The sequence below is a fragment of the Paenibacillus planticolens genome, from assembly GCF_013141725.1.
Classification (GTDB): Bacteria; Bacillota; Bacilli; order Paenibacillales; family NBRC-103111; genus Paenibacillus_E; species Paenibacillus_E planticolens.
On the sequence record NZ_WHNZ01000085.1, the window covers coordinates 50,790 to 76,983 of the forward strand.

The 26,194-nt window shown below is 46.7% G+C and carries 25 protein-coding genes; 5 read left to right on the forward strand and 20 right to left on the reverse strand.

The features are described from left to right. Positions 1-40 precede the first annotated feature (40 nt). On the reverse strand, positions 41-1,693 hold the full coding sequence (locus tag GC097_RS32270; RefSeq protein WP_171687364.1) for a hydroxysqualene dehydroxylase: 1,653 nt from the start codon (positions 1,691-1,693) through the stop codon (positions 41-43). 424 nt (positions 1,694-2,117) lie between these two features. Between GC097_RS32270 and GC097_RS32275 the strand changes: the two genes are divergently transcribed. Next, positions 2,118-3,335, forward strand: a complete 1,218-nt coding sequence (locus GC097_RS32275) for a Stk1 family PASTA domain-containing Ser/Thr kinase (RefSeq protein WP_171687365.1) — start codon at positions 2,118-2,120, stop codon at positions 3,333-3,335. Positions 3,336-3,717: 382 nt separating this feature from the next. Here GC097_RS32275 and GC097_RS32280 read toward each other — a convergent pair whose 3' ends face one another. The 4 genes from GC097_RS32280 to GC097_RS32295 form a co-directional block, all read right to left on the reverse strand. Further along, the gene (locus GC097_RS32280) at positions 3,718-5,484 is read right to left on the reverse strand and encodes a methyl-accepting chemotaxis protein (protein WP_171687366.1); all 1,767 of its coding nucleotides are present in this window, start codon (positions 5,482-5,484) and stop codon (positions 3,718-3,720) included. Positions 5,485-5,638: 154 nt separating this feature from the next. Then, complete coding sequence (locus GC097_RS32285) at positions 5,639-6,013, reverse strand: hypothetical protein (RefSeq protein ID WP_171687367.1); 375 nt, start codon at positions 6,011-6,013, stop codon at positions 5,639-5,641. Next, complete coding sequence (locus GC097_RS32290) at positions 6,003-6,173, reverse strand: hypothetical protein (RefSeq protein ID WP_171687368.1); 171 nt, start codon at positions 6,171-6,173, stop codon at positions 6,003-6,005. Before GC097_RS32290 ends, GC097_RS32285 begins: the two co-directional genes overlap by 11 nt. A 224-nt stretch (positions 6,174-6,397) precedes the next feature. Next, the gene (locus GC097_RS32295) at positions 6,398-6,583 is read right to left on the reverse strand and encodes a hypothetical protein (RefSeq protein ID WP_171687369.1); all 186 of its coding nucleotides are present in this window, start codon (positions 6,581-6,583) and stop codon (positions 6,398-6,400) included. A gap of 123 nt (positions 6,584-6,706) precedes the next feature. Here GC097_RS32295 and GC097_RS32300 point away from each other — a divergent pair, with 123 nt between their 5' ends. Further along, positions 6,707-8,983: a sensor histidine kinase gene (locus GC097_RS32300; protein WP_171687370.1), complete on the forward strand. Its 2,277-nt coding sequence runs from the start codon at positions 6,707-6,709 to the stop codon at positions 8,981-8,983. Next, positions 8,980-9,627, forward strand: coding sequence for a response regulator transcription factor (locus tag GC097_RS32305; protein WP_171687371.1), 648 nt, complete (start codon positions 8,980-8,982; stop codon positions 9,625-9,627). The genes GC097_RS32300 and GC097_RS32305 overlap by 4 nt, the downstream gene beginning before the upstream one ends. Before the next feature lie 73 nt (positions 9,628-9,700). On the opposite strand, the gene GC097_RS32310 is transcribed toward GC097_RS32305, so the two are convergent. From GC097_RS32310 to GC097_RS32340, 7 genes are all read right to left on the reverse strand, one after another. Next, the gene (locus GC097_RS32310; protein ID WP_171687372.1) at positions 9,701-10,423 is read right to left on the reverse strand and encodes a nucleoside phosphorylase; all 723 of its coding nucleotides are present in this window, start codon (positions 10,421-10,423) and stop codon (positions 9,701-9,703) included. A 1-nt stretch (position 10,424) separates the two neighbouring features. Beyond that, positions 10,425-11,102: a sulfite oxidase-like oxidoreductase gene (locus tag GC097_RS32315; protein WP_171687373.1), complete on the reverse strand. Its 678-nt coding sequence runs from the start codon at positions 11,100-11,102 to the stop codon at positions 10,425-10,427. Positions 11,103-11,115: 13 nt separating this feature from the next. Then, positions 11,116-12,039 carry an ABC transporter permease gene (locus GC097_RS32320; protein ID WP_171687374.1) on the reverse strand — a complete coding sequence of 308 codons (924 nt, stop codon included), beginning with the start codon at positions 12,037-12,039 and terminating at the stop codon, positions 11,116-11,118. Next, complete coding sequence (locus GC097_RS32325) at positions 12,023-13,090, reverse strand: ABC transporter permease (protein ID WP_171687375.1); 1,068 nt, start codon at positions 13,088-13,090, stop codon at positions 12,023-12,025. Before GC097_RS32325 ends, GC097_RS32320 begins: the two co-directional genes overlap by 17 nt. Continuing rightward, entirely contained in the window at positions 13,083-14,582 is a 1,500-nt protein-coding gene (locus tag GC097_RS32330) for an ABC transporter ATP-binding protein (RefSeq protein ID WP_171687376.1), read from the reverse strand. Before GC097_RS32330 ends, GC097_RS32325 begins: the two co-directional genes overlap by 8 nt. A gap of 81 nt (positions 14,583-14,663) precedes the next feature. After that, positions 14,664-15,695, reverse strand: a complete 1,032-nt coding sequence (locus GC097_RS32335) for a BMP family lipoprotein (RefSeq protein ID WP_171687377.1) — start codon at positions 15,693-15,695, stop codon at positions 14,664-14,666. A gap of 227 nt (positions 15,696-15,922) precedes the next feature. Beyond that, positions 15,923-16,192, reverse strand: coding sequence for a late competence development ComFB family protein (locus tag GC097_RS32340; protein ID WP_171687378.1), 270 nt, complete (start codon positions 16,190-16,192; stop codon positions 15,923-15,925). Positions 16,193-16,399: 207 nt separating this feature from the next. Between GC097_RS32340 and GC097_RS32345 the strand changes: the two genes are divergently transcribed. Then, positions 16,400-16,906, forward strand: a complete 507-nt coding sequence (locus GC097_RS32345) for a metal-dependent hydrolase (protein WP_171687379.1) — start codon at positions 16,400-16,402, stop codon at positions 16,904-16,906. A gap of 50 nt (positions 16,907-16,956) precedes the next feature. On the opposite strand, the gene GC097_RS32350 is transcribed toward GC097_RS32345, so the two are convergent. Both GC097_RS32350 and GC097_RS32355 read right to left on the reverse strand, forming a co-directional pair. Beyond that, entirely contained in the window at positions 16,957-18,708 is a 1,752-nt protein-coding gene (locus GC097_RS32350; RefSeq protein ID WP_171687380.1) for a sensor histidine kinase, read from the reverse strand. Between the two features lie 194 nt (positions 18,709-18,902). Beyond that, positions 18,903-20,903, reverse strand: a complete 2,001-nt coding sequence (locus GC097_RS32355) for a stalk domain-containing protein (protein WP_171687381.1) — start codon at positions 20,901-20,903, stop codon at positions 18,903-18,905. 126 nt (positions 20,904-21,029) lie between these two features. Here GC097_RS32355 and greA point away from each other — a divergent pair, with 126 nt between their 5' ends. Further along, positions 21,030-21,500 carry a transcription elongation factor GreA gene (greA, locus tag GC097_RS32360; RefSeq protein WP_171687382.1) on the forward strand — a complete coding sequence of 157 codons (471 nt, stop codon included), beginning with the start codon at positions 21,030-21,032 and terminating at the stop codon, positions 21,498-21,500. A 71-nt stretch (positions 21,501-21,571) separates the two neighbouring features. Here the strand turns inward: greA and murI are convergent, their stop codons facing one another. From murI to GC097_RS32390, 6 genes are all read right to left on the reverse strand, one after another. After that, a complete protein-coding gene (gene murI / locus GC097_RS32365) occupies positions 21,572-22,348 on the reverse strand; it encodes a glutamate racemase (RefSeq protein WP_171687383.1) in 777 nt (258 codons plus the stop codon). A gap of 31 nt (positions 22,349-22,379) precedes the next feature. Beyond that, a complete protein-coding gene (locus tag GC097_RS32370) occupies positions 22,380-23,150 on the reverse strand; it encodes a Cof-type HAD-IIB family hydrolase (RefSeq protein WP_171687384.1) in 771 nt (256 codons plus the stop codon). Positions 23,151-23,275: 125 nt separating this feature from the next. Continuing rightward, positions 23,276-23,806 (reverse strand): ATP-dependent Clp protease proteolytic subunit, encoded by a 531-nt coding sequence (locus tag GC097_RS32375; protein WP_171687385.1) that lies wholly within the window; start codon positions 23,804-23,806, stop codon positions 23,276-23,278. Positions 23,807-23,970: 164 nt separating this feature from the next. Next, entirely contained in the window at positions 23,971-24,288 is a 318-nt protein-coding gene (locus GC097_RS32380; RefSeq protein WP_171687386.1) for an MGMT family protein, read from the reverse strand. After that, entirely contained in the window at positions 24,285-25,373 is a 1,089-nt protein-coding gene (locus GC097_RS32385) for a lactonase family protein (RefSeq protein ID WP_171687387.1), read from the reverse strand. The genes GC097_RS32380 and GC097_RS32385 overlap by 4 nt, the downstream gene beginning before the upstream one ends. Positions 25,374-25,440: 67 nt before the next feature. Beyond that, positions 25,441-26,007 (reverse strand): TetR/AcrR family transcriptional regulator, encoded by a 567-nt coding sequence (locus GC097_RS32390; protein WP_171687388.1) that lies wholly within the window; start codon positions 26,005-26,007, stop codon positions 25,441-25,443. Positions 26,008-26,194: the final 187 nt, after the last annotated feature.

Below are 26,194 nucleotides of genomic sequence, written 5' to 3' on the forward strand. Positions count from 1 at the left end.
CACCCCGCACCCGCGGAGCGCGCATGTCACGATTCATGCATTACCAACTGAAAATTTTGCCATCCCAAGGCAGTCCCTTTTCAAAACGGTGCTTGTCATGGATATGGTACCCCTTAAGCACATCGAAATGAGCCAGCTCAAAGGTGTACATCTCCCATATTTTACAAGGTTTTTCCTTGGATCCGTCTTGTTTCAAAATCGCATTAACCGCACGGCGTGCCGCTTCATTGGCCCCTTCCATCGTAGCCAGATTCGTATTCGTACGTACGTAATCAGCCGCCAGGAACAGATTCGGAATAGCGGTAAATGCTTCGGGACGATCATCCCAAGTCCCTACGCGGTTAATGAGCAGAGGCTCCATATTCGTGCAGGCTTGGTCAGGGTTCTCGAAGTGTATATCGGTATCCAGGAACCAAGAATGTAGAACTTCGTCTTCTAAAATGACCGCTCCGTCCACATTCAGGCTCTTTTTCATTTGCGCCCAAACTTCGGCTTTAATCTCTTCCGCGCTGCAGTGCGTAGCCGGCTTGCCGAATAAGATTCCCGGCGTATCCCAATCGGAAATATCAACGGAAAGCACCCCCCGTACCTTGCCGTCGCCGTACTCGCTCAAGTGAACGTCAGGCCAGAATTGTTTCTGCGAAACGGACGTAAGGGACCACGGAGCGTCCAAATAAATGACGTGGCCGTGTGTAATCGTCACATCTTTGTTCAAATAAAACTGAATCCCGTTCATCCACGCCACGGAATCAACCAGCCTCTGCACACCGGCGAGGCCTGGATCTGCTTCCAGCATTGCGCCCGTAATGAATTTCCCCATTACCTCGACCGGGAAGGCTGCTATGTAATAATCCGCTTCAACGTCAAAAGTTTCTCCGTTCTCAGTTACCTTGGCGCTGCGAATGACGCCGTCGACACAATCAATGCTTTCTACTTTTGCAGCCAAATGATAGTCAACGCCTTTTTCCGTTAGAAAGGATAACCAAGGGTTCACCCATTTGTCATTCGTAGGACCGTTCAAGAGACGGACGAAGCTCGTCCCCGGCGTCGTAATATCCAGTGTCATTTGGGCCGCTACAGGGCCTACGGTTTGCGTGTTGGCGATTTTGGACTGACAAGCTACAAGTGTCTTCGTGAAGCCTGCAAATATTTTTTGAAAAGCAGGCGACTGCTGTTCGGCTTCAATGAACGTCCACCAGTCGATCAGATTATATTCCTCGCGAATGCGCTCCTCGCAGGAAGTCATAACTTGCCACAGCTTTCGCCCGTATTGCTCCATATCGTCCATCGTCAAGCCCAAGTTATTATCGAACAGATCTCGAATAACAACAAGGAAGTTATCGAGACTGAACTCGATCTTCGCGAGCAAAGGCAGCAAGGGAGCCGTATAGGTAGCAATATCCAGCCGCGTTACTTCCATTAAATTATCATACACGGTTCCGCTCTCATAAGGAATTTGTTTCAACGTATCAATAACATGTCTGTAAAATCGTGGAAAAAGTCGGAAGCCGTGTTCGCCTGGAAGATCCCTTCTCCCATCGACGCCGCTGCCAACGAATGGCATCGATCTTGCTTTGCCTCCAGGGATGTTCTTGAACTCATAAACGGATACATCGTAACCTCTTGTAATTAATTCATGCGCAGCGCTCATCCCGGCGACGCCGCCACCCAAAATTGCGACTTTTTTCACCATTTTTCCTCCTCAAATTGGATCATATTGTAAAATTATCTGTAAACTATCATAACATTTAGGCCATTTGAATCATAGACTTTTAGTTCAATAGAAACAGAAAAAGCAGAAACCAGGTGCGGATTTCATGCTTAATTAGGTCTTGCAACGATTTCTATGATTATTTGGTAAAGTCTTATTCCAAATTCGGAGAAAAAAGTGTACAGTAAAGTCAACGAAATAAAATGCTTTCCACCTCAAGCTGTTAAACTCGGCATTACTCCTTTCTCCACCTCATCCAACCCGAACAATTGTAATATCATTCTAACAAAAAATTCGGATTTCCATGTTATTTTTGCTAACAATCTACCAAAATTCCTATATCTCTTCGAATCGTATATAATATAGGCACTGCTTCATGATGCCATCAAGAGAGGATGGAAATTCCATGCATAACAAGATGGGTACACGTTACATACCTGGGACCCAAATCATCAGCTTACCTCAGGGTGCTCTTCATGATGGAGAAGATTTATTTCTGACTCGTAAAGTTCTTCTTTATAACATAAAGCTTGGACCAGGACAGATTGGCGCAGATTATATGCGAACTCTCCATCACAAAGCCGCATTTATTCATGACGGTTTTCAGCATATCCTTGATACTTCCGTAGAGGAAGATTCGGTAACCATTATTTTGCAAGCAAAACCAGGCTCTTTATTTTCCCGGCAAGTTCATAAGAAAGCGTGGTCGTTCCATCAGATTACCGCTATGATCGCTGATTTGGGTGTCTCCCTGCTTGACGCCTTGGAGGAGCGGATAACAGGATTTTCCGTTGCCGCCGACAATCTATGGCTAGACGATCATAATAAGCTTACTGTCATTAATTATTGGGACAAAGGAGATCCGCAGGCGCAAGGAGCCGTTGGCCTATGCCGGTTGATGCTTCAACTCTTTAGCGGCACGCAGCCGGTTACGAGCGCATTTGAAGTAATGCACACGCAGCTGGAGCGTACGCCAATCACAACCGCCTCGCCTGAGCAGAAAGATGCTTTGGTGAAGCTGGTGAAGCTCATCTGTCAAGGTCAAGCTTCCCTGTCCTCCTTCGTGTTTGGATTGCGCAGCTTGCAGCCTTCCGTTCAGAACGAAGAAGCGGCACCTCCTGTACTTCTGCGGCCATCCAGGTCCCAAAGGGTCCAAGTAGCCGTCGAAGCAGAGGACGCCACGGATTCGGAAGATGAAACAGAGCAAAGCTCCACCAAGAGCCGCTTGCGCAAGGCTGGAATCGGTGCGGCTGCCGTTATCGTTGCAGCTACTGCCGGCTGGGTGCTTTGGCCATCCTCGGAGAAGGAACGTCCGGCTGCCGTGACACCGGTACAAACCTCCACTCCGGCTGCGCCGACGACCAGCCCCTCAGCAACACCTGTTCCAACCAAGGCTGGAGGGACTGCGAACAAGCAATTAGAGGAAATCGTAGTGCCCAATTTGGTCGGGCAATCGCTGGCGGATGCCGAGCAACAAGCTTTAGCTATGGGGCTCCACTATAACTATGTGATCGAAGCGAGTAATCTTCCCAAAGGAACGGTCATTCGACAGGACCCGCAGCCAGGAGCAAAAGGCATGCAGGGTGACAATGTTACGTTCTGGGTGAGTAAAGAGGGTCAGTAGGGCGTGGTAATTCCGTAGGTAATCCGGGTCCTATGGGCAACATGCAAACCGCGCGCAACGCCGCTGCTGTTGTTGCATAAGAAAACCGTCAGGGAAATTCCTGACGGTCCTTTTGCATGTAAGCTTGCAATAAAAAGCAAACCTTACCTCTCCCCGTGATAATGCCCCGCTGGAATAGAAGGGGAACTACAGGGCGCTATTTTGCTAGAAACAGCCCTTTGGGCAAAGGGAAGGGAACTAGGGGCCGCTATTTCACCATTCCTAACTGATCGTTAGGTACTTGAGGTGAATTAAGACCCTGTAGTTCCCCTGAGGCGCCCGAAATCCAGCTTTTCGCCGAAATAAGGGAACAGTGTTCCCTCCATCAGGCGGTTCTCACGAGCTACACTTTAATCTGTTCGATGGACTTTCTCATTTCATCCGTGAGCCCGCTCAGCGCATCTGCCGAATCGGCAATCTCTTGAGCGATTTTGAGCTGCTCATACGTCAATTGATGGATGTTCGACGTTCCGTCCGATGACGATTTGGCAATGTGCGCGATATCGACCACCGAGGCGGCTACTTCTTCGGAGCCTGCTGACATTTGCTCCGTAACTGAGGATATATCTTGAATCTGTTCAGATACGAAACGGAACTGTTCCACGATATGTCGGAAAAACTCCTCTGCCTTTTTGGATAAATCGGCGCCTGTCTGAATCTCGCTCATGCCCGCTTCCATCGCTTCTCCCATCCGCTCAATCTCGCGATGAATATTTTGCAGCAAAGCGGCGATAAGCTTCGCCGAATCCGCAGCATGATCAGCCAGCTTGCGTACTTCCCCGGCTACGACGGCGAAGCCCGCTCCGTGTTCGCCTGCTCTTGCCGCCTCAATCGATGCGTTCAAAGCCAGCAATTTCGTTTGCTCCGAGATATCGGAGATGGCGGATAAAGCTACGCCAATTTCCTGCGAATGACCACGCAGCAGCGCTGCCCGGCGAAGAGCTTCTTCCGTCGCCGTGGTAATCGTAACGAATTGGCCATTCATATTCCGGACGATCGTTTGTCCGGATTGTGCGCTCTGCAGCGCATTGTCCGACGCATCGGAAACGGTTAAAGAAGCTTCGGATATGCGCTGAATGGCCGTTGCCATTTCCTCCATAGAGCGCGCGCTTTCGCTGGTGCTGAACTGTACGGTGTTCGCGCCGTCGGCGACCACCTGCAGCGAGGCATTCACGTTCGTGTTCATCTCGAGCAAACGATGCGCCTGCACATTGAAGTGCTGGGTCGTCACAACGAATTGATGGGATGTGTGCGAAACGTTTGACACGATCGTACGAAGCATATCATTAATCTCGTTTGACATCTTCATCATCGCATTGTACACCGTGCCGATTTCGTCAATAGACCGAACCGGGTTCGCGGCTAATTGCTGTCTTGCACTTATGAAATCGCCTTTGGCAATGCTTTCCGCACCTGCCCCAACCCACTGAAGCGGGCGAAGTGCACGGGACACAAACAGCATAACAAGTCCAAGCGCAGCAATAGTAAGAACAAGCATGAGCCCATAGACTGGCAGATTGCTTTTAATAACGCGTGAGGAAATTTGCTCCGTCACCCCTGCCGCCGTATCGATACCAAAGGCAGCGATGACTTTGCCCTCTGCATTTTTCACGGGCGTATAGGTCGATATGTATTTCCCATATTTGGGATTATCAATCATCTCGGAACTGGCCGAATCTCCCTTCAACAGGATATCAATTTCAGCGTCCGTAATATCCGTTTCCTCATTGATGGGGGAAGCGACGTCCGATCCTTTTGGCTGCCCGTCGATCATGAGGAATGGTTTGCGCTGCTCGTCAAAACGCACGATATATACATATAGCGCTCCAATTTGCGTGCGGTATTGATCCAGCTCCTGTCTGATATTCCAGTAGAGATCGTTTTCTTTCGGATCTTTTAAAAACTGCTCCAATTTACCGGCATCCATCCCTCTGGCATAGCTTTCCGAAAGCCGCATGCCATAACTGGATATCGCTTCCACTCCTGCGTGCTTGGCATTTCGGAATTCCATCGTGATATAACCGGCTGACAATGCCAATATGACGATCATAACAGCGGTTACAAGTCGAACCACCAAGTGTCTTCTAAACCATGCAACACTATGCAACATAAGAAATTCCCCTTTACTTTTTCTTTCTTCGATTATTTTCGACAAAATAACACCAATACCTTCTTCTTCCATCAACTTATTTAGTTCAAAAGTCACACCATAAAAAAATGGCTAGACAGAAATACTCCTGCCTAACCATTTTTACACGTATATATTAAGATTTTAAATCCCTGTATTCATTGTTATTAGACAGCCGTTCAAGAAAGGTAACGACGATCATCTTGTAGTGCGAATGATCCGGTTGCAGCTCGTTTTCTTCCATCAACTCAAATTCAGCAACCATCTGTACGTCATCATCAATGATAAATACCGTCGGTTCGTTGCCGTCACTGGGTTTGATCCGTTCGTCCTGCAGCTTTTTTCTCACAAATAAATTAACTTCTTCAAGCTCCGCTATTTTATGCGTGACACGCTCGCCCCAGCGGGATTGGGCATGACCGGTAACAACGAGGCCGGCTATTTGTTTACCAGCCAACTTTGCGGCAAAAGGCTCGTAAGTACTCCACCGATTCAGCTTTTTACCGTTCATTTCCTGTATTCCAGCGATGATTCGCTTCGATGATGTCCATCATCTTCTTCATTGAAATTTGAATTTGTTCCTTTGAGGGCAAGGAAAGCGTGCTGTAGGTTTGTTTAACAACTTCCGTTAACACCGTATCAAACATACATTCAAACTGTTCGTTATTCATTATGATTTCCCTCCTTATTTACATGATATTGGAAAATTACCTACTTACATCATATCTCGAAGCGTCCGGAATATCAGCGCAATAATTATTTTCGTAAAAACACCTCCGATTCTCGAAAAAACGCACATTTTTTTGCGCAATAAAAAAAGATTGCAGCTAGATTTTAAAAATCTAATTGCAATCTTTTTGAGAGATTTGGTAAAATTAAGGAACGGTGTAATAAACTAAAACCAAAAATCTTCTTTTGGTTCGTTTTTCCTAGATTTGGTAAACGTTTTCAAAATTGCCTGTTTTTCTAAATCCGAAACATTTGTGATGCTTTTCAAGGCAGTCAATCTTTCACTTAAATCTAGCTTTGTGAGAGAAGCAATCGTTGTTGATAAATTTGGTGACCAAGTAGCACTGATCATACCCATACCCCCTAATTGAATTAAGATTAAGTAGCCACTGTTATTATAGCAGTGATTGAGAGGAAGATATAGTGGTTGAATCATAAATTATATAAAATCCTATTATCCTTTTGTTTAATAGGCATGCAAATCTGGTTTTTGTTCGTAACGTTTCAACATACGTTTTTTGGCATTCAGCTGCAAAGAAATGAACAAATGGAATGGAGCATCAAATTATTTCAAATTGAAGAGATACGTTCGGAGCTCGATCTGCAGGTTGGAGACAAAATTGTTTCCATTAATGGGAAAGATCCCAATGAAAATAAAATTGTACGAAAATGGGCCACGATCGAACAAGCCGATTCCGTTACCGTCTCCAGGGATGGCAAGGAACTAACCGTTAGTTTAAACGAGATCGTTCAACCGGCCTTTGATTATATTTCTTTGTTCGGAGAAATTCTATCTCTTTGCATTTCATTCATGATCCTGTGGAAAATTCCGCATTCCAAATCGGCTCGGCTTTTAGCGCTCGTGTTTCTCATGATAGGCATCATTTTCATGTGCATTCCGCCTTCGGCTCGCGGCGATAGCCTCGCAAAGGTCATGATCAGTGATCTTATGATGATACTGGCGTTTGTCTTTGCACATTTTCTTACACAGTTTTTCAAAGAGAAAAGTGGAATTTCACTCCCGGTTACATACTTTAGGTACGTGTATGGCGTAATGCTTATTACTTTTATCGGGAGATGCATTTATTTCACTCCGCTGGATACCTACCATTTTTATATCGTAGACTATCGCTGCGTTCTCCTGTTTTTCTTGTGCGGTTTCGTTCTGAATGTCGGAATTCTTTGCTATGTATTTTTTAAATATCGACGTGAGAATTCGTCCATTCAAGCCATTATCAAGCTGGTCTGGTTCGCCCTGTTCATATCGACAACACCGCTCGCTTTGCTGTCATTTTTCCCGATACTGTTCAGGGGGGAGCCGCTCGTTACACCGCTGTACACGGGTTACTTTGTCGTACTATTTCCTTTATCGTTCACGTATATGATCGTGTCAAAGCAGCTGTTCGACATTCATATTCTGCTTCGCCGCATTATCTATACCACACTCATCTCGATGGTACCAAGCACGCTCATCGTGCTCATGATCGCCTTTATTTTCAGCAAGGAAGCCAGTATTGAGACCTTGTCGGTGAGCTTCTTATTCATTTTAACAACAATCTCTTTCTTGCTGTACGTGCTTGAGTACTTTGTTACAAAGCTGGATTCCATCATGTTTCCTAAAAAGTTTTACTTGCAGCTAGCGCTAAAAAAGATAGCGAGAAATTTGCGCACCATCACAAGTTTTCGCGAACTAAAAGATATTATTCTGGTCGATATTGTGAATACGCTGAATGTATACGGCGGAGCTATCGTGTTTCAATATCCCCATTCGATGGAAACCATTGGCGAGGGCGATTTGAATCTAGAAGAGATCGAACAATATCTTCGTGAAAATCGGTTGGATGACTCGAAGTACTCCATTTTTGTCATTAATCAGAACGAGGAGTATGCTTGTTATCTCGTCACAGCAAGGAAGAAAACGAACACGATGCTAAGCTTAGAGGAACGCCAATGGCTGAGTCTGATCATTTCTTATTTGGCCGTCAGCTTGGAAAATATTTACTTGATTCGCAAGCTAACGGTGAAACTGCATGAGTTAGCCTCTCAGATCCCGAATGGGGAAGCCGCCCAAGACGTCGTTTGGCTCCGTAAATCGCTATTCGAATTGCAGGAACAAGAACGGTACCGAATTGCTACGGATCTTCATGATACGACCATGCAGGACATTTTATTGGTTCGCAGAAGGCTGCTTTCGTTTATCGAGAATAACGAGGATCAGCAGCAGGTCGTCCAAGCGATCAAGCATCTCGATTTAGTCAATGAAAGCTTGCGCCAAAGCTGCTTTGAATTAAATCCGCATCTGCTTCAAAACATTGGACTCATTCAAACCATTCAAGCAACGCTGGATCTCGATATTGGGTTAAATGAATATGAAACCCATTTCTACGTCGAGGGGTCCTTGATCATAGAAAGCCTGGATATGGACATCAAGAAACACATTTTCCGTATCTTCCAAGAGCTTATGCATAATGCCAAGAAGCATTCCAAAGCGTCTAAAGTCATGATTAAACTGACTGTCATCGATAACTACATGTGTTTATTTTACAAGGATAATGGCGTAGGCTTAGATCCTCAAGCGCTTGCCAAAGATAAAAGACTTCGCACAATCGCGAATTCCGGCTTCGGTTTAGAACAGATGAAAAGCCGTGTCTTACATTTGAATGGACATCTGGAACTGCTTTCAGATAAAGGAAGCGGCGTTGAACTCACCATTCGGATTCCCATACCTACTCAGGAAGGAAGTACTTCATGAATAAGCAATCAAAGATCTTAATCGTAGATGATCACCCTTTAATGGCTGAGGCGACTTCAAGTACTTTAAAACAGATTGACGGCGTGCAAATTGTTGGCATTGCGGCTACAGCCAAACAATGTCTCGAACTGATGGACCTGCATGTGCCCGATATCGTATTTCTTGATTTTAATTTACCGGATCAATACGGTGACGAAGTTGCCAAAATTATTAAAGGGAAATACCCTGCAACTCACCTTGTCATCTTTTCCGGCATTGAATTATCGCACCTTTACAATCATTTGATCGGACTCGAGGTTAGCGCGGTAATCTCTAAGGAATCCAGCGGTACGCTCATTAAGAGTTTAGTAACTCTCTTGTTGGAGAATTTTACGGTGGTGCCTGTTCCTGTGTTTCAAAAAATGCGAGTATCCAGCGGAAATTTACATCAGACGGATTTATTGGACGACGATGAAGTGAATATGATGACGATGATTGTTCAAGGGTTAACGAATGAGCAAATGGCCGACGAAGTGCATATGAGCAAGCGCACCGTCGATAACTACGTTCGCAAAATTTATGAGAAATTAGGCGTTAAATCCCGGGCGCAAGCGGTAGATAAGTTTAATCAGTTCAAGCACATTTTTGATGTGAACCGCAGATAATCATGGCATACAAAGAGAGGCCTGTCCTGAAAGTAGCATACTCTACTTAAGAACAGGCCTTTCGTATTTTGTTCTACTGATTCAATTTTACGATGGCTCGGATTGCAGCTTCAATCTCACGCTCTACGGCACCTGAAACGACATCCGTATGCGGATCATAGACTTCCCTCAGATCAGCATCGGCATAGCCATCCAAGGCGACTATTGCACCCGCACGCACACCGCGAAGCGAAGCGATGACGTATAACGCAGAGATTTCCATCTCGACAGCGAGCGCTCCTGCCCGCTTGTATTTGTTATGAGGGAATTCCTCAACCCCTTGGAAGAAAGCATCCAAAGTCACGGTTATCCCTTTTTTCACCAAACCCTCGGTCTCGCTTGCAGCTTCAAACAATGCACGAACGACATCCGAATCCGCTACAGCCGGGAATCCTAACGGAACCAACTGTCGGGTCAAGCCTTCTTCGCGAACCGCAGCCGTACTCACAACCAGACTGCCGGGCGGAACTTCAGCGGAGTAGGAGCCTGCCGTACCTACACGGATCAACGTCTTTACCCCGCCTTTAATCAACTCTTCAAAACAAACAGCGGCTCCCGGCGATCCGACGCCATGACTGACAACGGTTATAGCTACGCCACGCGATTCTCCGACAAAAGTCCGGTATTCCCGGCTAAAAGCCAGCTCACGTACGTTGTCCAACTTGCTTGCAATAGCTTCCGCCCGGAACGGATCTCCGCACACGATGGCGTAAGGGCTCAGATCTTCCGAATTTACTTGTAAAATGGATAACTTCAAATTAATCGAACTCCTTTCTGACCCACTCATCCTCAGGAATTGGAATGGCTTCTCCAGAGAAACGCTGTTCCTCAAAAGGATCCGCCACATTATGGAAACCATTGCGTTCCCAGAACCCTTCACGGTCTTCCTTCATAAATTCAATACCCCGAATCCATTTGGCGCTTTTCCAGAAATATAAATGCGGGACAAGGAGACGAAGCGGCCAGCCGTGCTTAGGTGTAAGCGGTTTGCCGTCATAGCTCATGGCCAGCAAAATGTCATCTCCCATTAGATCTTCCAATGGAACGTTCGTTTCATAATCATTGTCTGCATGCAGCATGACATATTTACCTTCCGGCTTAACGTCTAAGAGACTTAAGAAGTCCCGAAAACGTATCCCTTCCCAGACGGTATCCAACTTTGACCAACGCGTTACACAATGAATATCGCAAACGATTTGCGTACGCGGCAACGCGAGCAATTGCTCGTAGCTAAACGATTTCTCCTCGGCAACTTCCCCGAACACGCGAAGCGACCACTCGCCCATATCGTACTTCGGCACTTCCCCTTCGTGCAAAATCGGGAATCGGTCCGTTACCGCCTGACCCGGAGGAACCCGGCCCGCAAGCTCTTGTGGAACTTCTACTGCGGGAATTTGCATACGCTTGATGCGTTCCGCTTTGCTGTCTTTATGCATGCTGTCATCCTCCTTAACGGGAACTGCCATTCGCCTTCTGCGCATCGGCCAAATAATTACTTTTCCGGAAGAAAAGCATTGCCAGCAGCGTGACTACGTAAGGCAGCATTTGTGTAAAATGTGTAGGCAGCGAGAATCCCTGCAAGCGGATGCTGAAAGCATCCATTAGACCGAAGAGCAAGCTCGAAGCCATCACGCCGATCGGATTGGCTTGACCCAGCATCGTGGCAACAAGTGCAATGAAGCCTCTTCCAGCCGTCATCCCCTCTGTGAACATCGTCACCTGACCCAGTGAAAGCTGTGCGCCTGCCAGCCCGCAAAGCAGTCCGCAGATGAGTACAGCCAAATACTGCATTCGGTTTACTTTGATGCCCAAACTTTTGCTGGCAATCGGATTTTCGCCGACAGCAATGAGCCTGAAGCCAAGTACAGATTTGAATAGAAAATACTGCAGAACGAATACAAGAATAAAAGCCAAATAAACAAGCGGAGAATGGCCCGAAATAATCTCGCCAATCACAGGAATATCCTTAATGACCGGGATGTTCCATTTGGGCAATCCTATCATATTTTTATCATAGAAAGCGCCTTTGACATGGAAAATAGCCCGCAAGCAAAATGCCGTCAATCCTAAAGCCAGAAAATTAAAGGAAATGCCGACTACGATGACATTCGCTTGCAAATGAATGCTGATATAAGCAAATATCAGCGAAAACAGCATCGTTACCGCCACAGCGATAAGGACAGCCAATACAACGTTGCCTGTGTAAAAATTGCCGACAATCGCTGAAAAAGCACCGACTAACACGAAACCTTCCAAACCCACATTAAACAAGCCGACTCTGGAGCAGATGGCGCCGCCCAATGCCGCAAGCAAGATCGGGGCCACCATCCGAATCATCGAATTGAATAAAGACACATCAAGAAGATGCTGCATCGCCCTTGCCTCCTTTCCGTCGTTTCCATAACGTATAACTGAACTTCGCTGTAACGAATAAGATGAGCAAGGACTGAATGACACTGGAAATCTCCAATGGAATGTTCGTATTTCGCTCAACGCCCATACCACCGGTTTGCAAAGCAGCGAGCAGCACAGCCGCAACAGCCGTACCTAAAGGATGCGCGCCGGATAGCAGCGTCGCCATAATCCCAGACCAGGCATAGCCTGGATTCGTTATCATGCCATCGGTATACCTGTACTGCATGCCCAGAACCTCGACAGCTCCGGCAAGCCCGGCAAAACCGCCACTGGCAAACATGCTTGCCAGCATCACTTTCCCTCTGTTCACGCCACCGTAACCGGCAAACAGCGGATTGTACCCAAGCATACGAATTTCATAGCCGGCCGTTGTATATTTGATAAACAAATATAGGAACACAGCTAGCGCGATGGCAATAATGAAACCGCCGTGGATGCTCATCCCTTGAAACAATTTGGGCAGCCAGATCCCTTTGTCAATCATCATCGTTTGAGCAAGTGCGGCAGAGCCCGTTTTATCCTTAAAAGGATAGGCAACCATATAGCCGGCAAATAGCGCAGCAATGTAGTTCAGCAGCAGCGTTGTAATGATCAAGTTCATTCTGAACCTGGCATCCAGCCACCCTGCAAAAGCCGACCAAATACCCCCGGCCGCAATGCCGCCAAGAATAGCAGCGAACAGTTTAAACAGCGGAGGCCCTGGCAAATAAAGAGCGATCATTGCACTGGATAGCGCGCCCAATATCATTTGCCCCTCTGAGCCCATATTGAAAAAACCTGCACGGAAAGCGACCGATACGCCTAAACCTACCAAAATAAGCGGAGTCGCACGAGTCAGCGTATTCGTAATGAAATAGAAATTGCCAAAAGCGCCTTTCCACATCTGTGCGTACGTATCGATAATGGAGCCGCCGATCAATGAAATGGCGATCGCGCCGCCCAACAAGCCGATGACGACGGCAAGGAGCGGTTGAACCAAAGCGCTTAGTGGGAAACGATTTTTAAGCATGAGTAACCCCTCCCGCCATCCATAAACTAATCTGCTCCTCCGTTGCGTTCTCGGCAGAAATCTCTCCGGCTATTCGTCCTTCATACATGACAAGAATACGATCCGAGAGCTTAAGAATTTCTGTCAATTCAGAGGAAACCAATAAAATAGCTCCCTGCTCCTCCCGCTTCCGAAGCAATTCTTCGTGAATGAGCTCCATGGCCCCGATATCTACGCCGCGTGTGGGCTCCGCTGCAATGAGAAAAGGCTGTTTCTGCGCAATTTCCCTAGCTACGATCAGCTTTTGCAAATTACCGCCGGAGAGATATTTGACCTTCGTTTCCTGTGAGCCTGCTTTAATTTGAAACTGCTGAATGAAGCCGTTCACCATTTGGCGCAGCTCCTTCCCTTGCAGGAAACCTTTGCGGCTTCGGGTTCTGTGATGACCCATCGTTCCGTTATCCAGCACAGTTCCCTCTTTCGCCGCACCCCATTGGTAGCGGTCCTCAGGAACGTGCGAGAGTCCGATATTTCTGATTTCCCGAACGGAGCGCCCTTTGATGCTTTGGTCGAGCAGTCGAATTTCTCCGCGATCAATGTCTTGCAATCCTGAAATTGCTTGAATGAGCTCGGACTGACCGTTGCCGGAAATGCCAGCGATGCCAACGATCTCTCCAGCCCTTACCTGCAAACAAACCTGGTCCAGTATGGGCTTTCCTTTGTTTCCGAGGATCGAGACATCTTTCACCTGCAAGACGTTCTCCCCTAATACTGCTTTGCTTCTGTTTGTCGGCAGCAGATCCCTGCCCACCATCAGCTTCGATAATTGCTCTACGTTCGTATCTTCCGCATTCAACTGTCCGGTTACTTTCCCGTCACGCAGAACCGTAACCCGGTCGGCAATTTCCATCACCTCATGAAGCTTGTGCGTAATGATGATAAAGCTTTTGCCCTGCTTGGCCAAGCTTCGCATAATGACCAGGAGCTCTTGCGCTTCAAGCGGAGTCAGCACCCCTGTGGGCTCGTCCAAAATAATAATGTCTGCTCCCTGGTACAATACTTTCAAAATTTCAACGCGCTGCTGCATGCCAAGCGGACAATCGGCCACTTTCTTGTAAGGATCAATCGGCAAACGATATTTGGCACACAATGCCTCCACTTGCATGGCGGCCTTTTTCCGATCGAATTTCACCCCAGATTTGGGTTCGTTGCCGATCACGATGTTTTCAGCCACCGTAAAAGAGGGAAACAGCATGAAGTGTTGATGCACCATCCCGATTCGGTGACGAATCGCATCCGTAGGATTGGTGAAAACAACCTCTTTGCCATCCAAAAGTATACGTCCTGCCGTAGGCTGCTCCATGCCGTACAAGATGCGCATCAGCGTTGTTTTTCCCGCTCCATTTTCACCGACTAATGCATGAATTTCACCTTGACGCAGCGAGAAATCGACGTTGGAGTTCGCTGTTAAATTGCCATATGTTTTCGTTATTTGACGCATTTGAAGCAGCATAACGGTTTATCGCTCCTCTTCTAGACATGAGGAAACTGCTTACGTCGCCGTAAACAGTTTCCAAGGTGGATATAAAATGAATTATTTGACCGGGTTCTCTACTTTCACTTTGCCGGAAACGATATCGTCGCGAATTGCCTTCACTTTAGTAATGACATCTGGTCCAATAAAAGGACTAAGTGCAGACTTGCTTTCTTTCGTTACAAAAGTAAGACCGACGCCATCTTCTTTCAAACCGTAATCGACAGAACCAAATTTAAACGTGCCTTCTACGAAATCTTTCACCGTTTGGTACGCAACCGCATCTGTTCCTTTTAATTGAGAAAGAACAATATGCTCCGGATCTGTTACCGTACGGTCAATATCTTGGCCGGATGTATAGAAGCCTTTTTCTTTCGCGGCTTCGAACACGCCCAGATCGCTAACTGCGGAAGCCGCAGCAATGAAATCTGCTCCTTGCGCAAATTGCGTTAACGCCAATTCTTTCGCTTTGGCCGGGTCTGTGAAGCTGCCAACGTAGTTAACGATGAACTTAGCGTTCGGGTTCGTTGCTTTCAAGCCTTCTTGGAAACCGACCGTATACTTCTTAATGAGCGGGATATCGAGAGCTGCAACCATACCAACCACGTTCTTCTTCGTCGCCAGACCGGCAGCAGCGCCCAGCAAGTAGGAAGCTTCATGCTCACGGAAAACAACGCTGCGAACGTTCGGAAGATCAACGACTGTATCGATAATAGCAAAAGATTTCTTCGGATTTTCAGCGGCTACTTTCTTCAGCGCATCTTCGGACTCGAAGGAACTTGTAATGATTAGATCATAATTATCAGCAACGGCTGCGCGTAGATTTTGCTCAATTGCGCTTGCATCTGTGGATTCTACCGTTTTGACTGTGATGCCAAACTCTTTCCCTGCTTTTTTAACGCCTTCATCCTCTTGAGCGAAAAATGGATTCAAACCAATTTTCTCCGGCGTAATCAGGATGACTTTCTTATCGGACTTAGCTGTTGCTGCTTTCGTTGCTTCAGCATTTGGAGCTGCTGTGTCTGTTTTTGCAGTTGCGCAGCCTGTTAATAGCACAGTAACGGCAAACATGGAAATTAACGCTTTTTTCATATGTGTTTCTCTCCCCTGTTAAATATGTATTTTTATGAAACGTCTCTTCTATATATCCTACTAAAGAACTCGGATTTAGTCAAAATATTTTTTTGTTCGACATTATCTGACAATTTTAGTTCGAAATATACGGAATCATGTCGATCATTATACTATATTGTCAGGTGACATGCTATAAAAAAAGCCGGCCTCCCCAAATGGAGACCAGCTTTCATTGTTACAGAATGCTATACCTCATGATGCTGATGGTCGGCAACAATATTGGCAGCTTCCATCAATTCACGCATGACATCGGACTGCAGCTGCGAATTAATGTACAAGCCTTTTACAAATAAAGCGCCCTTCTCACTAGACGTGTATCTTGGCGGAATTTTGTTTAAGACCAATGCAAGCATATCATCTTTACATTTACCGCAGCCACATTTCAATTCGTAGCTTTTCTGAAACTCTTCAAACATATTGACAACGATCGTTTCCATGGCATTAAAGACTGGCATCGGAGTTAGCTCCTTCTCTATTTCAACTATAAATCTATTATAACGTATAAACGCATAATCAAAAAGTGCTCAAAGACTATTGAATAGCCCCCAAAGTGTCATATAATAGGTACCTGATCCTAGATTCAGGCCAATTCGGACTCAAAAGCCGAGTCTGCTCCGAATTCTGTACAGTTTCTAAAAAAAATCAAACACAGGGGTTACATCATGCTGCAAAAAACACATAGTATAGCCGGATTCATTACGGCAGAACTCGTACTCGCTTATCAAGAGGTAAGCTTTTTTTCGTGGGACACCGCGGGCGCGCTCTTGCTTGGCTGCTTGGCAGGCACCTTAGCCGATGTCGACAAACCGGGCTCTACAATGGCTAAGGTTCTGTTCCCGTTATCTGCGCTGCTTCGCATCCTGAAAGTGCGCCATCGAACGCTCACTCATTCGTTCGTCTTCATTCTGCTTCTGATGATGATCTCACTGCCAATGACACCCTTGTACTTCTGGGTTTTCATCCTGGCTTATGCCTCACATCCCCTGATCGATTTGCTCAATGAGCGGGGCATTCAATTGTTTTGGCCGCTCCCAATGAAAATACGCTTGCTGCCTAAATTCATCGCGATTGATACAGGTTCCGCAAGTGAAACCGGATTCCGCTGGCTGCTTTTGGGAGTCAGCTTAGCAATACCTTTTATGATTTATGTGTACCCGACCCTCCGCTAAAAAAAGAACCCCTCCTTCTCTGTTTCAACAGAAAGGAAGGGGCACTGGGATTACTGCATGGGAACCGATATTTGAAAACAGATCCAGCCATCTTCCACAGACACTTCGATCGTCCCTTTATAGTGTTCGATCCGTTCTTTTACAACGGATAAACCTAATCCTTGATGCTCACCGTCCACTTTGGTGCTGTACCCGATGGTGAACATTTGGCTATAATCCTCAGCTTTAAAATCTGGCTGAACCGGATTGGATACGGAGAAGGTCACTTGATTCGACTCCGACCATCCGTTCACGATGACCTCACGTTCGCCAGGCGGGAATTTGTTCACCTCGTCAAAAGCGTTATCGATCAAATTCCCGATGATTTTCACGATATCAACGGATTTCACACCTAAGGATAGCCCATCCAAGCCTGTAAATTCATAATGAAAGTCAATTTTGGTTCGCATCGCTAGCGCAAACTTCGCTTGAATCAATGCCGCGATCGCCGGATGGCCAATTCGAATAATATCGTTTACTTCATTGATTTCTTCAAGTAATTCTTTCATATATTTCATTTGGTCTGCTTTTTTGCCGTTCGCCAGCAGCGCATACATCGTTTGCACATGATTCAGGAAATCATGCCGCTGGCTGCGTATCGTGGCAAACATCAAGTCCACATTTTGAATGTATAGTTCTTGGGTGTTTTGAACGGCCGTTTCACGACTTTTCGTCATAAACCGGAATACAAAATAAATAAATACGCAGCTGAAAAGTGTGAACAAGATAACGATAAGCAGGAGCTGAACAAGCTGCTTGTTTAAAGTTTGCTGAATCGATTGATAGTCCGATGTGATTGAAATGACATAGGGAACTTCCCTTTGCACTTCGGTCACTTTGTTCTTGACAGGAACGTAGACGAACGTTTTCAGGATAGGTTTCCCCTTCCAGTTTTCGACGACGCTAACCGGCTTGCAAGTTGCAATAGCTTCCTTGTAATGCACCAAATCTTTATCGCTCGGTATGTTGTACGTACCGAACAGCAGCGGCCGGTCATAGACCGAAATAAACGTCGAGCCGTCACTGCCTTTGTACTCAATTGGCTTCGTTCCGAACGTAGTTCCGTGCAGACCTGAGATTTCCAAAATATCCGGATTAGCTGCAAGCGTTTTCTTCACGACTGTATCCGCGCCGACGATCTCTTTGAATCTCTGAATTTTGCCGGCGTTCACAAATACACAAATAATATAATTGGTTGAACCATTATAATAATACCCGAATTTACTGACATTGCTTGAGCCTGAAGCCGGAACCTCATAGATGCCTGACCAGAAATTATGCAGCTTTTGTCCTTCAGGTATCGTGACCTCGTGATTCGTCATCAGTTGATCGAATGCCGTAAACCAGTAGCCGAAAGGGATCGTGCTCTTAATTTGAAGTTCTTTGGGTTCTGATGACTTGCCTACCATAATATCGTTCCCTTTGCCGCTGCGCTTCATCAACGAGAAACCATCGACGCCCGCTTGCTTGGCAAGCTGCACCAGCTGTTCGTTGGATATCTTATCAATATCCGGGTCCAGCTTACTCGCGGCAAAAAGTGCGACAGAGCGCAAATTTTCACCGACTAAATCTTCCACGAAGAAGGAGCCTTCCTCTGACAGTTCAATTGAAGTACGAATTTGATTAGCCGTAGATTCCATCCTCGCCGACAAGGCTTGCGTTAACAATGACTTCGTATACCAGTAATAAGAAGTATTGTTCGTCACCAGCAGCAGGATGACAATAATAAAGGTGATGTAAATGACTTTGCTGTTTATTCTCATGAAGATGTTCACACTTTCTATGTGGTGTAAAGTGAATATTACAAAGTTGAGATTATACACAACTTGGTTTTGGACACAAAGCGAAAACTTATTGCCTCTTTCAGTAGTATAGTAGGATAGGAAAGCATTGTCTATCAATTAATGCATAAGAAAATGCAGTCCGTTTCCTCAGAGGAATCGGGCTGCATTTTTATTTACCGGGCGGTCACCTCTATGCTTTTTTTCATAATGATTCTTTCGCCAATTCGAACGGTAACGTTCACTTGATGGGTTCCGGCAGCAAACGGACGGGAGGCTTTCAAGCTAAACAGCAAAACTGCTGCGCTATGATCCGGCTGATTCACGATTGCTTTGTTCTCGGATATACCACCACGGTCACCGTTCTCTTCAATCGTCATTTGCAGCGGCATTTGCCCGGCTTCATAATCTTCCCTGCTGGTCCAGTCTTCCGCGAATGCCTGCATCTCCAGACGCCCTTTGTTCACTTGCATCGGGACATCATTCCACGTGACGTTATAATACTTCTCGAATAACGTATACTCATTTCCTGCATATACCTGTGTAAGTCCAAAAAGGGCTATTACATCTTTTAGATTCAAATAAAACAGATCGCCTTTATATTGCGCAGGCTCCGATAGCTGAAAGCCTTCACCTTTGCCACCCTGCCAATGCACCTGTGCATGGCTTTGGCCTACTTGCAACTCAATGGAGTAATCCCCTTTGGTCAGCATAACCGTATCCTTATCCCGCAAATAACTAACTTCATATTGCAGCTTTTGGGCCAATTGGGCTGCGTCCAGATACGACTTACCCTTCTCTGTGTACCCGATTCGCTCACCTGTGTAAAGCTGTAATCCGTCTTTGGCAGCCGGTGCGATGCCGACACCATTCGTTCCTGCCTTTGCAATGTAAGCGACTGTTGGCGTATCTTGATCTTCTACTTTATCCAACGTATTGCTCCAGTAAGAGATCCATCCGGACCGGTTATCGACGTTGACTCTCAACCACATAACCCCGCTGTTGGGCTGATTCCAAGCCTCCGTTACTTCTACTGTCTGATTGCGCAGCAGCAGCGTTGTGTCGTTAAACGGCACTTCCGGATAATGCTGCAGTTCCTTCTGATCCTTAATCGCTACCTTCCAATGTACAGGCACCGCGGACTCCGGCTCTCCGACCAGCTTGTTGATCCATCCCGTTCCTTTCGATGTACGTACATGGTACCACGTGCTGTTGTGCCAAATTTCATAAGGGCCTCTCCCCGACCATAAAGGCTCTACAATTTTCTCAAACACCGTGACGGTTTCATCTTTAAGCACGGCACTTTCCTTCGGCAATCCCCCGAACACAGTAGGGAAAAGCGGTGTTTCACGCACAATCTTCAACGTCTCATCCGCCGGAAGAATAGCAACTCCTTTGTCGCGCGTCCAGCTGGTCCCTTGATCCGTCTGCACTTCGAAGGCACGATCATAAATCGTGGTAAATTCAGCCACAATGGGGAAATCGCCGTCCTTCGCGTTCGACCAGTCTTGCTGCTGGCCCACTCCCATGGCCGCTCCAAGCTCGCTTTTTGATGGCAAATTATAATAATGCGCTTTGCGCTGAACCTTTTGAACCGTACCGATTTGATTCACCGGAATATGCGCCCAAAGATCGCCTAGCCAGGTCGTATGTACTCGAATCCATGCTTTGCTGCCGGGATCGTTGGTATAGAACCATTGTTTTTGGGCGTCCGTCACTTCAACTTCCTGAGGAGATAAAGCGGCAACCGCCCCGCCTTTGGTGCTCTTAGTGCGATACAAGGACGTCTCCTCTAAAAGCATGATGCGTTCCGGCGGCGCGATATCGATTTCCCAGGGCTTCGGCCTGATCCACCTTGGCCCGAACATCGTATCGATTTTCCAAGTCGACTCGCCGGTCGACCAAGCGCTTTGCGCTTCCAGCACATGCACCTCTTGAGGTGCGAACGTGCCTTCCGGTTTCGCGTTGTACGTATCCGCCTCCGCATAATAAGGCGTATCGGCCAGCAGCTCGATCACTGCAGGAAAGCGCAGCCCTTCAGGGGCGTAAGAGCCTCCGTAAATCGTTTCCGCACCCGCCTGCGGCACCAAGCCGCCAAAGCCCAATGCTGCTGCAAACATCGTGAGGGTGAACAGCTTTATTTTCATCATACTGAACGAATCACATCCCGCATCCATATTAAGGAAAAACCATCCATTATGTAGACGCGAAACCTGCCCCGAAAGTTGCTAGGACGGGATTACTTTACTTGCCCCCTCTACTTTAGTACTATAACAAGTATCGAATAATGAGGAGCTGTAAAAATGTCCAATGATGAAATCATTCTAACTCCCGAAGGATTACGCAGTTTAGAACTAGAGCTTGAAGAACTTAAAACCGTTAAACGCAAAGAATTGGCAAGCCGTATTAAGACAGCCATCAGCTACGGGGACTTGAAAGAAAACAGCGAATACCATTCCGCCAAAGAAGAGCAAGGTTTCATGGAAACGAGAGTTTTGACGATCGAGAGAATGCTGAAGAAAGCACGTGTGGTCACGAACCTTGATACATCCAAAGTCCAAGTAGGTTCCATCGTCGTGCTGAACGATGTTGAATTTGCCGAAAAAATTGAGTACAAAGTCGTCGGTAGTTCCGAAGCGAATGTCAATGAAAATAAAATTTCCTATGAGAGCCCGCTGGGCGCCTCCCTCATGGGCAAATCGGTTGGCGATACGATTAGCGTAAATGCCCCTATGGGCGTCATCACGTACGAGCTGCTTGAAATCCGTGTATAGTCCCTGCTCATAAGGGAACCATACGCAGCAATAGCAAAAGGGCTGTCCCTCTACTTGAGGACAGCCCTTTTTTATACCCCAACGACTCCAAAAAGCTCCAGCGCCTTCGCCATCTTGGCCAAATAAACCGGATCGTTGTTGGAACACAGCCATTTGAGATCGGAACGCCCTTTGCCGGACAGCAGGTCCCGGTCGCTCAACAGCTGTGTCAACCGGTTCACCGTCCCGGCGCTCCCATCCACGATTTGGATATGTGCAGGCAGTACTTCCCTTAATGCGCTTCGGAAAAAGGGATAATGCGTGCATCCAAGAACAACCGTGCCGTACAAGCTTAGATCGAATGGCTCTAGCATGGAATGAAAATAATCGATAACTTGCCGGCTATTCACATTCAACTGTTCACAGAACTCTACTAATTCCGGCATCGGCAGCGAATCCACCATACCCATATCATCGATACGAGAAACAAGATCCCGGTATTTGGATTGTTTGAGCGTTAACGGCGTAGCAAACACCAGCACTCTTTTGCCTGATGAACGGTTCATTGCAAGCGCCGGCTTCACTGCTGGCTCCATGCCGATGATCGGCATTTCATACATGCCTCGCAGCTCGGATATCGCTATGCTCGTGGCCGTATTGCAAGCAATAACAAGCGCGCTAACCTCTTCCTTGCTGATGGTTTCTACCGCTTTTTTCACAAAACCAAGAACCTCGTCCTTCGGTTTCGTCCCGTATGGGACATGAAGCGTATCCGCGAAATAAAGAAAATCCTCCTGAGGCAACTGCTTCATGGCTTCGTGCAAGACGGAAATTCCGCCTAACCCTGAATCAAAAAAAGCTATTCTCATATGTTTTCACCCTGATCTTATTCTATCGGTGCTAGAGCAATCCTGCTGTTATAAGTCCATTGCGCACGCCGTCTTCATCCACATGGGTTGTTACATGATCTGCATAAGGAAGCAAATCCTTGTGCGAGTTGCCCATCGCGATCCCCATTCCCACATAGGAAAGCATTTCCATATCATTCAAACCATCGCCAAATGCTACCGCATCTTCCGGTTTCAAGCCTACAAGCTCCAGCAGCGCGGCAATTCCTTGGGCTTTCGATCCGCCGGCCGGCAAAACATCGATCGCATGCTGGTGCCAGCGAATGAGCTTAAACTCGGATTGAATCTCTTCATACAAATGCTCATCCGCATCTTCGCAGTGCAGGAATATTTGATAAATATCGTTCGTTTTCCAAAAATCCGGGTCGTAGCCAGGCAAATCCACCTTCAATGACGAAACCGATCCTGTCACAAAAGGATGATCTTCGGTATCCGTGAAAAACTGATGCTCCCCTTCAAAAACGAGGGAATGTTTGTGCTTCGCGGCTAACTTCACCAGTGCTTCGATGCTGCTTTTGGCGATGATGCGTCTGTAGAGCGGCTCCCCCCGGTAAACGGCATATCCTCCGTTCATACAGACATAGGAATCGATCCCAAGCTGTTCGGCCAAAGGCTTAATGAAGTAAGGGGCTCGTCCCGTAGCAATGACGGGTTCAATGCCTTGCTGTTTTAATTGATGAATGGCTGTTACCGTGGAAGCAGGAACCTGCTTTTCCTCATTGACAAGCGTACCGTCGATATCAAAAAACACAATTTTATACACAGTTGGTTCTCCTTTGTACTTGGCGGCAGCTGTTGCTGCCAGCCTACTCTCTTTCTCTCATTAAACACCAAAAAGAGAGAAAAAACAAAGAAAAAGAGAATCCCCCGGGCTTCTCTCCTTATGGCCTATACAATTTCATCAATCACACCGTTGGTTAACGCTTCGTCAGGACTCATGTACCAATTGCGCTGATGCTCTTGAACACGAAGAATCTCTTCGAGAGTTAGCTTCGTTTTCGATAAGAGATATTCGTCATAAATGTTTTGCAGCCTCTGCGTTTCATCCACCCGGTTCTTCAAATATTCCAAATGCCCGTCAATATGAGTGGAAACCGCGTGGTACATAAATGTGCTCAGCCTGCCTGCATATCTCTTGTGACCACTTACAGCGATCAGCAAGCTCATGCTGGCAGCTAGTCCATACACGTAGGTATGCACCGGCGTCTTACTGTTTTCAATCACATTAATCAGTCCCAGGCCATCATAGACGCTCCCTCCGTTGCTATTGATAATAACGTCGATGGGCACGCGTTTAAAATCTTTTTCTTTCTTATCTTTGTCATCGTCAAATTGATTAATTTTAATGATTTGCTCCACAATGGTTTTCACAGAGCTTTTATTTATGCCATCGAATAGATATAAGGTTCTTTCATTCATAGAAATGCCTCCTGTCCTATGGCCAATTGATACAGTAGTCTATTCTTGACAGAAGGACTTTGTAACTCTTTTGCTTGTTTTTCCGTTTTTTTGGGCAACTGCACACAAAAAGCTGTCCCACAAGCCATATAAATGACTGGGGACAGCCTCTGATTATGTCACGACTATGTACTTTCATCCATTGCGGCTTGATAACGCTCCAGGGAGATCAAACGATCGTCCGTTAGCCGGACCCCTTCCGCTTGCAAAAGGAAGCTTTGCAGCTCCGCTCCTTCATCATCTGCGATCGCAATTTCACCTTTCGCGTTGACGACCCGGTGCCAAGGAAGTTTATGCTTTTTGCTCATGGTATGCAAAATCCGCACCACCTGCCGCGCGCTTCTCGGGCTTCCCGCAAGCTTTGCAACCTGACCGTAGGTCATTACTTTACCTTCAGGAATGGCCCGGATAATCTCGATAACCCGCTCGGTGTACGGTGTCATTCTACGACAGCAAACTTGATGCACACCGGTTTAGACAGCGTCAATACGCTTCCTGTAGGCACAAGTTTTCCTGTTTCAGCGTTTCTTGCGAACGATACAATGTTATCAGAATCTTTGTTTGCTACCAAGAGGTGAGATCCGTCCGGCGAAATCGCAAAATTACGCGGATGCTTCCCGAGCGTTGGCGCATACTCTACAGGGGCCAGTTTACCTGTCCCGGCATCGATAGCATATACGACAATGCTGTCATGACCGCGATTGGAGCCGTAGAGGTACTTGCCGTCAGGAGATACGTGAATATCCGCGCAGGCATTTTCGCCTTCATATGCATCAGGCAGCGTGGAGACCGTTTGAATCTCAGCCAGCGATCCCTGCTCCTCATCGTAGCTGAATGCCGTTACCGTGGAGCCTAATTCATTGATCACATAGCCGTACTTATAGGTCGGGTGGAAAGCAAAATGCCGCGGGCCCGACCCTGGAGCAACAGACACCTCGCCATGAGGATGCAGCTTTTGGGCAGCAAGATCAAGCTTGTACAGCTTAATTTTATCCAACCCTAAATCACAAACGCCGACATACGTGTTCGTACGATCCAAGAAAACGGAATGAGCCCGCGGTCTATCCTGCACCTCCAAAACGCTTGCTCCTTGATGCTGCTGGATGTCAGCGCTTTGACCGATACGGCCGTCCGCTAATACAGGAGACAACCCTACCATGCCGCCGTGATAACTAGAAACCATGATCACTTGATTCGTGTGATCGAGCTGGATATGGCAAGTTGTCATTGGAAGCGTGATCTCACTGTTCAAAAGAGCTAATTTCCCCGATGTCTTATCGATATCATAAGAGACAGCCGCACCGCAGCGTTGACCGTCTGCGCCAATCCCTTCCGATAAGGCAAATAGCCTCCAATTTTCCTGATCGACGGAAAGAAACGTTGGATTTTGCAAGCCACTGATCTCATGAATGACTTCCAGACTTCCATTGCTTTCTCCATATTGACAGGTGTACACGCCAGGATTGCCGGAATCCGCATAGGAACCTATGAATGCTAATGTTTTATGGTGCTTAGGCAAAATAATCATCCCCTATTTTTCAATTTCCTACGTGCATTATCTCAAATCCGATTCTCAGGAGCAACATATGATGCGTTTAGGATACAACCGGCGGCTGCGGGACAGTCCCGATTCCATAGAAAAACAAATGCACCATCTCCTCGATCAGCGCGTCCATATTCCCATGCTGTTCCGCATGATCGAGCATCGTGTCCGCTTGGTTGGTCAGCATTTGCATATACATGATGATCGTTGACGTAGAAAGCATCTCGGTAATCTCCCCGTTTCTCTTGCCGTCTTCAATAAGCCGGATCACAAGAGGAATGCCTTTCGCCATGTATTCTTCTCTAACGAAACGTGCTAGCTCGGGATCAGTCTGCCAAATCTGCTTGATCACCTTCAGCCCGAACGTCTTCGACGATTGCTTTTTTTGAAAAATAATGTACTCGATTTTCTCCTTCAACGTATGGCTGTCTGCGAGAAACTCCTCGAACTCCCTGATCTTCAAGCGGATATAGTCCATAATTACTTCCCGTACCAACACATCTTTACTGCCGTAATAGTTATAAATCGTTACTTGGGATACATCGGCTTCTCCGGCTATATCGGCAATCCGCAGTTTTTTGGGATCGGTCGTTTCGAGCAAGCGCAGAGTTGCCTGCATAATGTTTTCTTTTTTTTGCTGAGCTCTTTTTTCAAAACCGTTCATATACATCACCCGTAATTTGGAATAATGAAATTATAGCACAAATATATTTCAAAAGTATTGACGGAGCGTTCGTGGAGGAGTAACATGAGTTTTGAAATCATATGGGTAAAATATTTCATAACTTTAATATTCGGAGGTGGCC